The sequence below is a fragment of the Klebsiella sp. BIGb0132 genome (assembly GCF_024810075.1).
In the GTDB taxonomy this organism is placed as follows: domain Bacteria; phylum Pseudomonadota; class Gammaproteobacteria; order Enterobacterales; family Enterobacteriaceae; genus Klebsiella; species Klebsiella terrigena.
Genome location: NZ_JANUDW010000016.1, coordinates 33591 through 48335, shown reverse-complemented (window position 1 = coordinate 48335; position 14745 = coordinate 33591). Strand labels below are relative to the sequence as shown.

Below are 14745 nucleotides of genomic sequence, written 5' to 3'. Positions count from 1 at the left end.
ATATGATAAAGGAAAGACTCAGATATTTTATCATGCTTGTTTTTTTGCCATTTTTTGCAACCTCAGGTCCTGAAATAGGAGTCGGCACACATTTAGAGCGATATAAGAATGATAGCGCTGTATATCTAGAATTGCTGCAACAGTACGGCTTCACATCATTTAGAGATGATTATACATGGTCTAAAGTAGAGAGAACTAAAAATATATATCAGGTTGGGAAGAATCTTCAACGGGTTGATTTTGCCTTTATGAACTCCGAGAAATATAATTTGAGCGGAGTTTTAATACTGGCATATGGCAACGCGAATTATGGTTTTGGGAATTATCCAACATCGGATGAAGCTATAAAAGGCTTTGTAAATTACGCTTCTTGGACAGCCCAAAGATTCAAAGGTAAAGTTAAATATTATGAGATCTGGAATGAATGGACATATGGGACAGGAATGCCAAAATTTCGTAATGAAATACCATCTGCTGAAAATTATTATAAATTGGTTAAAGCAACAAGTATAGCCATAAAAAAAATTGATCCAAACGCAATCATACTTGCTGGTTCATTTAATCCCTTAAATGAACGAAGCAAGCTAATAGGTATGTCAGATTCACAATGGTTTGATATTCTGCTTGATAAAGGGATAATGAAATATATTGATGGTGTTTCCATTCATACATACTCATTTTCTAACAGGAATAAAGCTTTAAGAAGCGCTGAAGGAAATATAAGTTTCCTAGATAGGTTTCATCAAAAATATTTAGATGAATATGGTGTCGATATCAATTTTTATATTACTGAGTATGGCGTTCCTATATATGATGGCCCTGGTGGAAGTAATGAAACATCAGCGACTAAAACGATAAGTAAATATATTAGTGAAGTCAAGAAAAGACAATATATAAAAGGCATATGGTTCTATGATCTTATTGATGATGGACCCGACAAATCGAATAAAGAGCATAATTTTGGGATGTTTAATCAAGAAATGCAACCAAAGAGCTCTGCTTTACAGATTCAGTCTTTAAAAGCACAGTGAAACATTGTGAGTACACTATCTTTTTTAACCAACATTAGATTCTAGTAGGAAAAATAATGATCATACCAGTAGTTATGGCGGGTGGAACTGGAAGTCGTCTATGGCCTATGTCGCGTGAACTTTTCCCAAAACAGTTTTTACGATTAACAAACGAAAGGTCTATGTTGCAAGAAACCATTGTTCGTTTGCAAGGGCTTGAGACAGCCGCACCACTGTTGATATGTAATGAGCAACACAGATTTTTAGCTGCTGAACAATTACGTGAAATAAACAAACTTTCCAATAATATTATCCTAGAGCCAGTAGGCCGCAACACCGCACCGGCTATAGCTCTCGCTGCTTTGAGTGCTGATTCGGATGATATCGAGGATCCCATCCTTTTGATCTTGGCGGCAGACCACGTAATAGAAGATGTAAATAAGTTTCATCAAGCCATCAAGCAAGCAATTCCCCTGGCTGAGCAAGGAAAATTGGTCACATTTGGTATTGTTGCCACGGGACCTGAAACAGGTTATGGATATATCCAACGTGGTGAAAATTTATGTGATATTTGCTCAGCGTTTAGTGTGAAACGTTTTGTTGAAAAACCCGATCTTGCAACGGCCCAAGAATATATCAGTAATGGTGAATATTACTGGAATAGCGGAATGTTTTTGTTCAAAGCATCGCGCTACTTGGAGGAACTGCAGAAGTTTAGGCCTGATATACTAGATGCTTGTGTAAGATCTATGGAATCTGTAAAACAGGATGCTATTCAAGATTTCATCAGAGTAGAATCGGAAACTTTTATTAACTGTCCAGATGACTCTGTTGATTATGCTGTAATGGAAAAAACAAAGGATGCTGTAGTTATCCCACTTGATGCAGGTTGGAATGATGTAGGATCATGGTCTGCGCTGTGGAGTATTAATCAGCGTGATGAAAATGATAACGCGATTGAAGGCGACGTTTATACACATAATGTATCTAACTGTTATATTAATACCGATGATAGCTTAGTTGTTGCAATTGGCGTAGAAAATCTAGTTATAGTGAATACTAAAGATGCAGTTCTTATTATAAACAAAGATCAAGTTCAGGATGTTAAAAAGGTTGTTGAATTCTTAAAGCATAATGAGCGACGAGAATATCGGTTACATCGCGAATCATATAGGCCTTGGGGACATCATGATAATATAGTCAATACTCTAAAATATAATGTCAACAGAGTTACGGTTAAGCCTGGCGGAAAGTTTTCATTACAACGCCATCTACATCGTGCGGAGCACTGGGTAGTACTTTCTGGGACAGCTGAGGTTACGTTAGAGGATAAAGTTTTTTACTTGACAGAAAATCAATCTACGTTTATACCAGCTGGATCAACGCACATGCTAGTAAACCCAGGTAAAATACCTCTTGAACTTCTTGAGATTCAGTCTGGTTCATACCTTGGTGAAGATGATATTATTCGAATAAAAGATCATTACGGAATTTAATAAGGAAATGAAATGGCTACTAATTTAACTTGCTTTAAGGCTTATGATATACGTGGGAAATTAGGTTCAGAACTTAATGAAGATATCGCATATCGCATTGGTCGAGCATATGGTGAATATTTAAAGCCGCAAACAATGGTCGTTGGTGGTGATGTTCGTTTAACTAGTGAAGCTCTGAAATTAGCTTTAGCCCGAGGGCTGCAAGACTCTGGCACAAATGTGATTGATATTGGGCTTAGCGGAACGGAAGAAATTTATTTTGCAACTTCATATTTAAATGTTGATGGCGGTATTGAAGTTACTGCAAGCCATAATCCAATGGATTATAACGGAATGAAGCTTGTTCGTGAGAAATCGCAGCCTATTAGTGGTGATACTGGATTACGTGATATTCAGAGGTTAGCGGAGGAAAATAACTTCATTGAACCTGAATCGAACAATTGCGGCAGTTACACTAAAACCTCAACATTAGAAGCATATATCGAAAAGCTTCTTAGCTATATTGAATTTGATAATTTTACCCGTCCTTTGAAACTTGTCGTCAATTCAGGCAATGGAGCTGCAGGACACGTAATTGATGCATTGGAAGAACAGTTTAAAAAGGGTAATATCGCGCTAGAATTAATCAAAGTGCACCATCATCCTGATGGTAATTTCCCCAATGGTATACCAAATCCCTTATTACCGGAATGCCGTCAGGATACAACTGATGCAATTATTCAGCATAAAGCGGATATGGGGATAGCTTTTGATGGCGATTTTGATCGGTGTTTTCTCTTTGATGAGCAAGGACGTTTTATTGAAGGCTACTATATTGTAGGCTTGTTAGCGGAAGCATTTCTTGAAAAAAACCCAGGTTCTAAAATTATACATGACCCAAGATTAAGCTGGAACACAATCGATGTAGTTCAGAAGGCTGGAGGAGTACCTGTAATGTCTAAGACAGGGCATGCTTTCATAAAAGAACGCATGAGACAGGAGGATGCCGTCTACGGCGGCGAGATGAGCGCCCACCATTATTTTAGAGATTTCTTCTATTGTGATAGTGGTATGATTCCATGGTTACTTGTAGCCGAATTACTTTGCATTAAAGGACAAACGTTAAGCCAGCTTGTCAGCGATCGTATGCAATCGTATCCAGCCTCCGGTGAAATTAATAGTACTATACAAGATCCAGACGCTTCGATAGCTCGTGTTTTGTCTGAATATAAATCTGATGCCCTGCTGGTTGATTACACAGATGGAATTAGTGTTGAATTTGATGAATGGCGATTTAATCTGCGTAGTTCTAATACAGAACCCGTCATTCGTTTAAATGTTGAGTCAAGAGGTAACCATCAATTAATGAAAAATAGAACAGAAGAAATTCTGGCAATTCTGCGTAAATAGAAAGAATGCAGATGGCTTAATGCCGTCTGTATTTTATTATTTGGAGAACTATATATTACTGTGTGTAAATTTCAGGAACTTGATATGCTAAAGGATAAAAGTATTGGTATTGTTGCTGACTGGTTAGTTACATATGCAGGATCAGAAAAAGTTATTAAGGAGTTTCTAAGTATTTATCCGGACGCAAATTTATATTCTGTTGTGGATTTCTTAAACAAACAGGACCGTGCCTCTTTCCATGGAAAAGAAGCTACTACTACGTTCATTCAAAGATTGCCATTCGCTAGCAAAAAATATCAAAAATATCTCCCAATAATGCCATTTGCGATTGAACAGCTAGATGTGTCAAAGCATGACATTGTAATATCCAGTAGCCATGCAGTAGCTAAGGGTATACTCACTGGACCTGATCAGCTGCACATTAGTTATGTCCACTCGCCGATACGTTATGCTTGGGATTTACAGCATCAATACCTGCGTGAAGCAGGCCTAACTAATAATCTAAAAGGATTAATTGCAAAATGGATGCTTCATAAAATACGTTTGTGGGACTATCGTACTGCAAACGGTGTGGATCATTTTATTGCAAACTCTCAATTTATTGCAAGACGTATAAAGAAAGTATATGGAAGACATGCGGATGTTATATATCCGCCAGTTGATGTTGAAAGATTTTCTCTTTGTGAAGACAAAGAGGATTATTATTTTACAGCGTCTCGAATGGTTCCATACAAACGCATAGATGTAATCGTTGAAGCTTTTAAGTTGTTACCAGATAAAAAATTAATAGTTATTGGTGATGGTTCTGAAATGGACAAAATTAGGAAAAAAGCAGGGAGTAATGTCGAAATTCTTGGCTATCAACCAAATGATGTAATGACTGAATATATGCGAAAAGCGAAAGCATTTATCTTTGCTGCAGAAGAAGATTTCGGAATAACTCCAGTTGAGGCACAAGCATGTGGGACGCCTGTCATAGCTTTTGGCAAAGGTGGTGCACTCGAAACAATTCGCCCCTATGGTGTGATAAATCCTACAGGCGTTTTTTTCCAAGAACAAGACCCAATATCAGTGAAAAAGGCCGTTGAGTTTTTCGATAACATTCACCAGTTCTTAACTCCCCACAATTGCAGAGAAAATGCTCTTCGTTTCTCTGAGCAGCGTTTTAAAAACGAGATTAATAGTTATATTTCTGAGAAATGGGAGTTGTTTGATAAGGGGAAGAAAGTAGAATATTAACCATTCAACCGCTCTTATTAATAAATGATTGTATGGATAATCACTTATTTATAGATTAATAATTATTCTGATGCTGATAATATATCCATACTACATTTTATCAGAGTATATAGTGAGGATCTATGACTCGTTTAGCCCGCAACTTCTGGACAGGTGCATCTTTAGCACTATCTGATTTTATCGGATTTACTATTGCGATTTTTTTTGCGGTACCATTGTCGAAATTTGCAATTTCTGACGCTGAAACTATTATTTTAAATTCACATATGAATGACTGGATTTTCCTTCACATATGTCTTGGTGGATGCTGTGTCGCATGGTATTCAATACGTTTGCGACACTATTTTTATCGCAAAACTTTCTGGTTCGAATTGAAAGAAATTCTGCGGACGTTAGTTATTTTTGCCGTTATTGAAATTGCTGTTATGGCTTTTGCACATTGGGAGTTCTCCAGAATAGCTTGGGTAGTCACATGGATTTCTGTTGTCATTTTGGTGCCAACATTCAGAATGCTAACAAAAAAAATTCTTGATAGAAGTGGATTATGGAAGCGACAGGCTATCATAGTGGGTAATGGTGAGAATGCTTTTGAAGCTTGGAAGGCAATTAATAGTGAGAAAAATTTAGGTTTTGATGTTATAAGTTTCATTGCTGTAGAAGAGGGAACCAGTGGCTCCAAGTCAATAAGTAATATTCCCGTCATTAGTTGCAGTCCTGCAACCTTGCCAGAATATGTAGATAAAAGAACACAGTTCATAGTTGCATTAGAGACCAGCCAAGGAAATATTCGTAATGCTTGGCTTCGCTACTTTATGATTAATGGTTTTAGATATGTATCTGTAATTCCGACATTGCGCGGAATGCCGCTAGATAGTACTGATATGTCTTTTATTTTTAGTCATGAAGTCATGATATTTCGAGTGCATCAAAATTTAGCAAAATTATCTTCGAGAATTTTAAAACGCACGTTTGATATTGTTGGCTCATTGTCTATTATATGTGCGCTATCACCACTTCTTGCATATATAGCATATAAAGTAAAACGCGACAAAGGTCCAGCAATTTATGGACATGAACGAATCGGAAAAAATGGTAAGCCATTTAAATGTCTAAAATTTCGCTCAATGGTCATAAATTCGAAAGAAGTTTTAGAAGAACTATTGAAATCAGATTCGCAAGCAAAGGCTGAATGGGATGCAACTTTTAAGCTTAAAGATGATCCGCGTGTTACAAGTATCGGTAAGTTTTTGCGCAAAACAAGCTTGGATGAACTTCCGCAACTTTTTAATGTACTCCGAGGTGAAATGAGTTTAGTTGGACCAAGGCCTATCATTACTGCTGAACTTGAACGTTATTCTGATGAGGTGGATTATTACTTACTAGGTAAACCGGGAATGACTGGCCTATGGCAAGTTAGTGGTCGAAGTGATGTTGATTATGAAACACGTGTTTACCTGGATGCATGGTATGTTAAGAATTGGTCAATGTGGAATGATATAGCTATATTGTTTAAAACTATAGGGGTAGTAGTGAAAAAGGATGGCGCCTATTAAGAAGTTATAAATGTTAATAGTGCTTTTTTATTATATGCAACCTGTTTGTTGTTTCATTTCACATGCTATGGGGCCATAGGACTTATTCATGAGGGGTAGAAATGTGTAAGGTAAGTGTCATTATTCCCGTTTATAATATTGAAAAGTTTCTTCCTGAGTGCATAGAGTCACTTATAAAACAAAACTTTGAGAGTTCAGAGTTTATTTTCATTAATGATGGAAGTACTGATTCTTCAGGTAATATACTTGAACAGTATATAAAAAAAGATAAACGAATAAGAGTTTTAAATAAGCCAAATGGTGGAGTGGTGACCGTAAGACCACTGGGTATTAAGGAAGCAAAAGGTGAGTTTATATTTTTCCTTGATGGCGATGATAGTATCCTCCCGGATACACTACACAAGCTTTATGATATAGCGAGTAGCAACCGCTGTGACATTGTTTCAGGAAGTCATTTGGCAGAGCGTGATGCTATTGAAGAATGGCATTTTAGGTGGGATGATAAGTTATACACGTCTAATTTAGATTTTCTAGCCGACTCGATTAAATATAATAATTTCTATATTTGGGGGAAACTATTTAATGCTAAAGTTTTTTCTTCCGAGTTTTATTACGGAGATTCGAACTATGGTGAAGATGGTGTTTTCTTGCTTCAGTTGATAAATCGTGCAAACAGGGTTTATGCAACTAGTGATATTGTATATCGTTACCGCTTGCGGGATAATAGTTTAACCTCTGCCCCAACATTACAGTCATATGTCGGCAGGTATCAATCTTCAAAGTTTATTTATGACTATGTCAGTGCTAATTACCACGATCAAAAAGTCAATTCCATTGCAGAGTATTATTTTTTATGTCAGGTTTATAAAACAATATTAGACTGTGGCAGTGCTTTTGCAGCGCAAAACCCACAATCCGTAATAAATTCTGACATGGTTGAACGACATAAAAAAGAGCTCAAAAATAGATATGCATTGGCTTATGCAATCCTAAGAACATATGCATTTAACGTCAAGCTATCTATTGGGCTTGTTCAAGTGTCTAAGAAACTAAAAAAAATCATCCGCGTAATTAAAAAATGAGAATCACATTTAATGAAAATTAGTACTTTTTTCAAAAGATGCTATCGTTACTATTCTTTTCATTTTCAAGAACCTGTTCTTTCTTTACTCAAAACAAAGCAACTAGAAAAGAAAAATAGGACATCAAATTTAAATCTTAATGACTCAGAAAACATTCTCGAAGATGTGGTTGTTAGCTTAACTACGCATGGCGATAGAATTAATAGCGTTCATATCACTATAGAATCTATTCTTGATGGGAAGAGTGTGCCTTCTAGAGTTATTTTATGGTTAGATAACATCGATACGTTCAATAATTTACCATTATCATTACATCGACTCTTAGAGCGAGGTGTGGAAGTGAAAATGGCTAAAAACTATGGTCCTCATACAAAGTATTATCCTTTCATTTCTGGCGAGGTTCTTAAAAATTATCTTGTGACTGCTGATGATGATATTATATATCCAAGGTATTGGCTATCAAACCTTTATCGGGGTGCTAGTCTCTCTCGCAAGGAAATAATTTGTCATCGTGCACATAAAATAATATTTAATGAGGATGGCGAGTTTTGTTCATATAATAAGTGGGAACCATGTTCAGTTACCAACAAGAGTATTAAGCATTTCGCAACGGGTGTTTCTGGTGTTATTTATCCTCTGCATTTTCAGCAGTGTTTAAAATCTGCAGGTGAGGAGTTTCTAGATAAATGTCCAAAGGCCGACGATGTTTGGCTGCATTACATAGCCTACAGAAATGGCTATAAAGTAAAGCAACTCACTAACAGGAGCATACATTTTCTTACCATTAATAACACTCAGCATCTTGGGTTGATGAATGCTAATGTGTGGGAGAATCAGAATGATATTCAGATAAATAATACATATTCTAGTGATGATATGGCTGGGGTTTATGCTGATAAATAGTTATTTTTAAAATTATTGGTGCTGTAAAATATCACTTTAAATAATCATGAGAAGAGTATGTCTAAAAACAAACTCATAGTGAAGAATACAATTTTTCTGGCCACCAGAACATTATTTTCCTTACTTATTGCTTTTTACACGACTAGAGTTGTTTTACACCAACTAGGTGTATCAGATTATGGGCTTTTTAGTGTCATCTATGGAACTGTAGCTTTTTTCGTTTTTATTGTATCAGCAATGAACGACTCAGTGCAAAGATTCATATCTATTAATTTAGGAAGTAACGATTACGTTGCAGTCAGCAACACAATAAAAAATAGTATCTTGATCTATTTTCTGGGCGGGATGGCTTTTTGCCTTCTATTACTTCTTATTAGAAATTATGTAGTTGAACATCTACTTACAATCGATATTAATGCGTTAGCTATAGCAAAGGATATATATATAATAGCATTGTTATCAATTTTCGTTTCGATTATTCAGACGCCATTCAATGCAATTGTATTAGCACATGAAAAAATGTCTTTTTACGCATATATGGCAATATTTGATTCCTTATCAAAACTTATTGTTTCATTTGTCCTGATTGCTATGCCTTATAATAAGTTGATTATTTATTCATTATTGCTTTTGTTGTCATCCTTGACCAGTTTTGCTATATATGTATATTATTGCTTTAAAAGCTTCCCTTTATCTCTCAAAGGAGGCGAGTTCAGTCGAAAAATCATTAAAGATATTACAATGTTTTCATTTTGGAATACATTTGGTAATTTTGCATATGTTTGTAGAACGCAAGGTATTAATATTGCAATTAATGTTTTTTTTGCAACCACCGTTAATGCTGCATATGCTTTATCATCAACCATTCTTAATGCTATTAACTCTTTAACTCAGTCGCTAGTATCAGCAATACGACCACAGATATTTAAATCTTATGCGGAGAATAATGAAACAAGATATCTTACGTTGGTGACATACTGTTCAAAATATACATTTTCATTTCTTTTTCTAATATCTTGCCCTGTGCTCATATGTACGAAAGAATTATTGTCTTTGTGGTTGGTTAGCATTCCACCTTACACGATAGGATTTGTCCGGTTAGTAATTGTTGTCGCGTTAATTGATAGTTTTTCTTCTAGTTTAATTGCAGGGGTTCAGGCAGTTGGGAAAATAAAAGTATATCAATTGACTGTCAGTTTTTTTGTTTTTATTAGCTTGCCGTTGTCATATTTACTTTTCAAGCTTGGCTTCTCTCCTTTTAGTGCGTATATTCCTTTGATAATAACGGCAATTATAAATTTGTTTCTCAGATCGTATTTTCTTGCCAGATATACAAGTTTCGATTTTATTGGTTTTCTTTTTAAGATTGTTTTGCCATGTGTTTTTTCGGCAACCGTAACTTATGTCATTTCATATTACATTAATGTAACCATCTCGCCTCAGGGGATATTATTGACATTGCTTTTTTGTACTTTTTACTCTTTTGTTTATATGGTGATTGCTTTAATTTTTGTAGTAAGTAATATCGAGAAGAAGATTATTTTATCGGTATTGGCCTCGAAATTTCATGCCTTGTGCGGAAGGAAGTAGATTTGTGCTTTAGGGCCGCTTTTGGGCACGACAGATATTTTGTTTCTTTTTGGAGCTATAATGAAACTGTATTATTATAAAGATGTTGTTGGTAATTTCGGTGATGATTTGAATTCGTGGCTTTGGGACACTCTGCTTCCTGATTTTTTCGATGAAGATGATTCTGTAAGAATGTCAGGAATTGGAACTATTATAAATACAGCAATGCCTAAGGCTGGTAAGTGGATTGTTTTTTCTAGTGGAGTGGGTTATGGGAATCCTCCTGCTAATTTTGGAGATGATTCTTGGGACATTCTATCTGTTAGAGGACCTTTAAGTGCCAAAGTGCTCGGGTTGCCACAAGATAAATATATAACCGATGGTGCAGCCTTATTGAATACACTTGAGGAGTTTAAACCATTATCCGAAGGCGAAAGAAGTGGTGTAATATTTATACCGCATCATCATGCACTTTTAACTGGAAACTGGCAGTATGTATGTGAACTGGCAGGCGTTGAATTTGTAAATCCGCAATGGGATGCTAAGCTTGTTATAAATAAAATTCGGGGGGCAAAGATGGTTTTAGCAGATGCAATGCATGCTGCTATTATTGCCGACGCGATGAGGGTTCCATGGCTTCCTTTAATAACATCTCCTCAGATCAATACCTTTAAATGGTTGGATTGGACTCAGACGATAAAGGAGAGTTATTCTCCAATTGTTTTAGGTAATAGCAGTTTGCGCGAATCACTTCGTAGCAGAGGTCTGGGTTTTTATGGTGAAAATTATCATATCAAAGACTTGACTCTCGATTCTGCCCTTACCGATTTTTATAATAAGAGGAAGTATAAAAGTAAAGTATGGTGGCCGAAATATAATAAGATCGCAAAGAAGGTAGTATCGACGATTCCCGATAAGATTGCATTATCTTTAGGGGAAAATACTCGAAATAAGCTGGATTTGAAATATATTGAAGCCGCCGTTAAAACTTTGGAGTCTTGTAAGGCTGGACAACCTTTTTTAAGCAATGATGATATTTTTTATGAAAACGTAAGTAAGCTTATGTCTTGTGTTGATAAAGTTAAAAAATACAAATCATGATTTGCGTATAAATTCTTTCATGAATTTTTTTGAAGTATTGCTTGCCAAATGGATCTGTTCTTCAAGATGATGATGTAGTTTATGCTATGCGTCATCCATGCTTTAAGCTAATATAATGTTATTTTTTAAACTGCGAACGCGTCGCAGTGACCACACCAGACAGGAGTATGTAATGTCCAAGCAACAGATCGGGGTTGTCGGTATGGCAGTGATGGGGCGTAACCTTGCGCTCAACATCGAAAGCCGTGGTTATACCGTCTCTGTTTTCAACCGCTCCCGTGAAAAGACTGAGGAAGTGATTGCCGAAAACCCTGGCAAGAAACTGGTCCCGCATTATACCGTCAAAGAGTTTGTTGAATCCCTCGAAACTCCGCGCCGCATCCTGTTAATGGTGAAAGCGGGTGCCGGCACTGATAGTGCGATCGATTCCCTCAAACCGTATCTGGATAAAGGCGACATCATCATTGATGGTGGTAACACCTTCTTCCAAGATACCATCCGCCGCAACCGTGAACTGTCTGCTGATGGTTTTAACTTCATCGGTACAGGTGTTTCTGGTGGAGAGGAGGGCGCACTTAAAGGCCCATCCATTATGCCTGGCGGTCAGAAGGAAGCCTATGAGCTGGTAGCGCCAATCCTTGAACAGATCGCCGCTCGAGCGGAAGATGGGGAGCCTTGTGTTGCATATATTGGTGCTGATGGTGCGGGCCACTATGTGAAAATGGTTCATAACGGCATTGAATACGGCGACATGCAGCTCATTGCAGAAGCGTACGCTTTGCTGAAAGGTGGTCTGGCGCTTTCTAATGAAGAGCTGGCTACAACCTTCACTGAGTGGAATCAAGGTGAGTTAAGCAGCTACCTGATAGATATTACTAAAGACATCTTCACTAAAAAAGATGAAGAAGGTAAATACCTGGTTGACGTGATTCTTGATGAAGCGGCCAACAAAGGTACAGGTAAATGGACTAGCCAGAGTTCTCTGGATCTGGGAGAACCTCTGTCCCTAATCACTGAGTCCGTATTCGCTCGCTACATTTCTTCTCTGAAAGATCAGCGTGTTGCCGCTTCTAAAGTGTTGACTGGTCCGCAGGCGCAACCGGCTAGTGATAAAGCAGAATTTATCGAGAAAGTGCGTCGTGCTCTTTATCTGGGTAAAATTGTTTCCTATGCGCAGGGCTTCTCTCAGCTGCGTGCTGCATCTAATGAATACAGCTGGGACCTGAACTACGGCGAGATTGCTAAAATCTTCCGTGCTGGCTGCATCATTCGTGCCCAGTTCCTGCAGAAAATTACTGATGCTTACGAAGAGAATGCAGGGATTGCTAACCTGTTATTGGCACCGTACTTCAAACAGATTGCGGATGAATATCAGCAGGCGCTGCGTGATGTCGTTGCATATGCTGTGCAGAATGGTATTCCGGTACCAACTTTCTCTGCTGCTATCGCATACTACGACAGCTATCGCTCTGCGGTTCTGCCGGCTAACCTGATTCAGGCTCAACGTGATTATTTTGGTGCGCATACTTATAAGCGTACCGATAAAGAAGGTGTATTCCATACCGAGTGGATGGAATAATCACAGCTTGTTAAGCTAATTAAAACCCGGTTATTTCATGGCCGGGTTTTCTCTATCAAGTACTTTCAATCCAAACACTCTTGTTGTGATTGTCCGTCCCCCCTTAAGCTATTCAGTTTGCTCTCATACAAAAAGGTCTGTCTTGACATACAGTCAGTCGGAGAGTAAAACCGCCACAAGTGTAGATTTCCAGGGTGGCAAATTGCCATTGTCCAGTTAACTGAATAAAGTGTGATCGAATGAAAATTACTATTTCCGGTACCGGTTATGTTGGTTTATCGAACGGCATCCTGATTGCGCAAAACCACGAAGTGGTCGCGCTTGATATCGTTCAATCAAAAGTAGATATGCTTAACCAGAAGATTTCTCCGATTGTCGACAAAGAGATCCAGGAATATCTGGCCGAAAAGCCGTTGAATTTTCGTGCGACAACTGACAAGCAGGACGCTTATCGTAATGCTGACTATGTCATTATCGCTACTCCGACTGACTACGATCCAAAAACGAACTATTTTAATACATCTACCGTTGAAGCCGTCATTAGTGATGTAGCAGAGATTAACCCTGCGGCGGTAATGATTGTTAAATCAACTGTTCCTGTTGGTTTTATCCGTGATATTAAAGAGCGTCTCGGGATTGATAACGTTATTTTCTCCCCAGAGTTCCTGCGCGAAGGGCGTGCGTTGTATGACAACCTGCATCCGTCTCGTATCGTTATTGGTGAGCGTTCCGAACGTGCTGAACGATTTGCCAATCTCCTAAAAGAAGGGGCGATTAAGCAGGACATCCCGACGCTTTTTACTGACTCGACTGAAGCCGAAGCGATTAAACTGTTTGCCAATACCTACCTTGCGCTGCGCGTTGCCTATTTTAATGAGCTGGATAGCTACGCAGAGAGCCAGGGCCTTAACAGCAAGCAGATCATTGAAGGTGTGTGCCTGGATCCGCGCATTGGGAACCACTATAACAATCCGTCGTTTGGTTATGGTGGCTACTGCTTACCAAAAGATACCAAGCAACTGCTGGCAAACTACGAATCGGTACCGAACAACATCATTGGCGCTATCGTTGATGCTAACCGTACCCGTAAAGACTTTATTGCCGATTCTATTCTTGCCCGTAAACCGAAGGTGGTTGGCGTCTACCGTCTGATAATGAAGAGTGGCTCAGACAACTTCCGTGCGTCCTCTATCCAGGGCATTATGAAGCGTATTAAGGCCAAAGGTATTCCGGTTATTATTTACGAACCCGTCATGCAGGAAGACGAGTTCTTTAATTCTCGAGTAGTTCGCGATCTGGAAGCTTTCAAGCTGGAAGCTGATGTCATCGTGTCTAACCGTATGGCAGAAGAACTTGCTGACGTCGCTGATAAAGTTTATACCCGCGATTTGTTTGGTAGTGATTAATATAGATGGTATTATGGCGCCAGTGTTTTTTACTGGCTCTTTAATTTTATAATTATAGAGTTTTAGTTCATGCCTTTAACTTTGTCAGTTTTATAACTCCTTTCTTAGGCTTTTCTATGAGGATATGCGTATTTCAAATGCATTTTTTATTTCCGTTAAGTTCTTGTTTGAATTTATGCGGTTTTCTGATGTTTCAATGATTGAGGTGGAATATCAGTAATGAATAATGGTAGTTTAACTCATGAAATTTTTATCCTCAGTGGAAAATTATGGAGTTTTATTGTCATCTTATTTGCTCTCCGCAAGTGATATTTTGATAGTTATGTACTATATTAATTTGTGATGTATTTACTTGTTGGCTTGGCGGTATCTCGTGGTTACAGAATGGTATGAAAATCTACGCTGAATGATCTGAATG

General features: G+C 37.9%; 11 protein-coding genes. All 11 read left to right on the top strand.

Translation table 11 applies throughout. The annotated features are described in order from the left end of the window. Nucleotides 1-2 precede the first annotated feature (2 nt). The 11 genes from M2416_RS25495 (at nt 3) to ugd (ending at nt 14327) form a co-directional block, all read left to right on the top strand. Entirely contained in the window at nt 3-1031 is a 1029-nt protein-coding gene (locus M2416_RS25495; RefSeq protein WP_259227470.1) for a cellulase family glycosylhydrolase, read from the top strand. A gap of 56 nt (nt 1032-1087) precedes the next feature. Further along, nucleotides 1088-2506 (top strand): mannose-1-phosphate guanylyltransferase/mannose-6-phosphate isomerase, encoded by a 1419-nt coding sequence (locus M2416_RS25490; RefSeq protein WP_259227468.1) that lies wholly within the window; start codon nt 1088-1090, stop codon nt 2504-2506. Between the two features lie 12 nt (nt 2507-2518). After that, a complete protein-coding gene (gene cpsG, locus M2416_RS25485; protein WP_259227467.1) occupies nt 2519-3895 on the top strand; it encodes a phosphomannomutase CpsG in 1377 nt (458 codons plus the stop codon). A gap of 84 nt (nt 3896-3979) precedes the next feature. Further along, nucleotides 3980-5134: a glycosyltransferase family 4 protein gene (locus M2416_RS25480; protein WP_259227465.1), complete on the top strand. Its 1155-nt coding sequence runs from the start codon at nt 3980-3982 to the stop codon at nt 5132-5134. A 122-nt stretch (nt 5135-5256) separates the two neighbouring features. After that, the gene (gene wbaP / locus M2416_RS25475; protein ID WP_259227464.1) at nt 5257-6687 is read left to right on the top strand and encodes an undecaprenyl-phosphate galactose phosphotransferase WbaP; all 1431 of its coding nucleotides are present in this window, start codon (nt 5257-5259) and stop codon (nt 6685-6687) included. 101 nt (nt 6688-6788) lie between these two features. Next, the gene (locus M2416_RS25470; protein WP_259227463.1) at nt 6789-7769 is read left to right on the top strand and encodes a glycosyltransferase family 2 protein; all 981 of its coding nucleotides are present in this window, start codon (nt 6789-6791) and stop codon (nt 7767-7769) included. A gap of 12 nt (nt 7770-7781) precedes the next feature. Continuing rightward, nucleotides 7782-8672 (top strand): glycosyltransferase family 2 protein, encoded by an 891-nt coding sequence (locus tag M2416_RS25465; RefSeq protein ID WP_259227462.1) that lies wholly within the window; start codon nt 7782-7784, stop codon nt 8670-8672. 57 nt (nt 8673-8729) lie between these two features. Further along, a complete protein-coding gene (locus M2416_RS25460) occupies nt 8730-10262 on the top strand; it encodes an oligosaccharide flippase family protein (protein ID WP_259227460.1) in 1533 nt (510 codons plus the stop codon). Between the two features lie 60 nt (nt 10263-10322). After that, the gene (locus tag M2416_RS25455; protein ID WP_259227459.1) at nt 10323-11342 is read left to right on the top strand and encodes a polysaccharide pyruvyl transferase family protein; all 1020 of its coding nucleotides are present in this window, start codon (nt 10323-10325) and stop codon (nt 11340-11342) included. A gap of 172 nt (nt 11343-11514) precedes the next feature. After that, a complete protein-coding gene (gene gndA / locus M2416_RS25450; protein WP_123551675.1) occupies nt 11515-12921 on the top strand; it encodes an NADP-dependent phosphogluconate dehydrogenase in 1407 nt (468 codons plus the stop codon). 239 nt (nt 12922-13160) lie between these two features. Then, entirely contained in the window at nt 13161-14327 is a 1167-nt protein-coding gene (gene ugd / locus M2416_RS25445; RefSeq protein WP_259227458.1) for a UDP-glucose 6-dehydrogenase, read from the top strand. Nucleotides 14328-14745 lie beyond the last annotated feature (418 nt).

Bases quoted from the DNA above. Each gene is read 5' to 3' on its own strand.
- M2416_RS25495 (WP_259227470.1), top strand. From the start codon at position 3: ATGATAAAGGAAAGACTCAGATATTTTATCATGCTTGTTTTTTTGCCA.
- M2416_RS25490 (WP_259227468.1), top strand. From the start codon at position 1,088: ATGATCATACCAGTAGTTATGGCGGGTGGAACTGGAAGTCGTCTATGG.
- cpsG (WP_259227467.1), top strand. From the start codon at position 2,519: ATGGCTACTAATTTAACTTGCTTTAAGGCTTATGATATACGTGGGAAA.
- M2416_RS25480 (WP_259227465.1), top strand. From the start codon at position 3,980: ATGCTAAAGGATAAAAGTATTGGTATTGTTGCTGACTGGTTAGTTACA.
- wbaP (WP_259227464.1), top strand. From the start codon at position 5,257: ATGACTCGTTTAGCCCGCAACTTCTGGACAGGTGCATCTTTAGCACTA.
- M2416_RS25470 (WP_259227463.1), top strand. From the start codon at position 6,789: ATGTGTAAGGTAAGTGTCATTATTCCCGTTTATAATATTGAAAAGTTT.
- M2416_RS25465 (WP_259227462.1), top strand. From the start codon at position 7,782: ATGAAAATTAGTACTTTTTTCAAAAGATGCTATCGTTACTATTCTTTT.
- M2416_RS25460 (WP_259227460.1), top strand. From the start codon at position 8,730: ATGTCTAAAAACAAACTCATAGTGAAGAATACAATTTTTCTGGCCACC.
- M2416_RS25455 (WP_259227459.1), top strand. From the start codon at position 10,323: ATGAAACTGTATTATTATAAAGATGTTGTTGGTAATTTCGGTGATGAT.
- gndA (WP_123551675.1), top strand. From the start codon at position 11,515: ATGTCCAAGCAACAGATCGGGGTTGTCGGTATGGCAGTGATGGGGCGT.
- ugd (WP_259227458.1), top strand. From the start codon at position 13,161: ATGAAAATTACTATTTCCGGTACCGGTTATGTTGGTTTATCGAACGGC.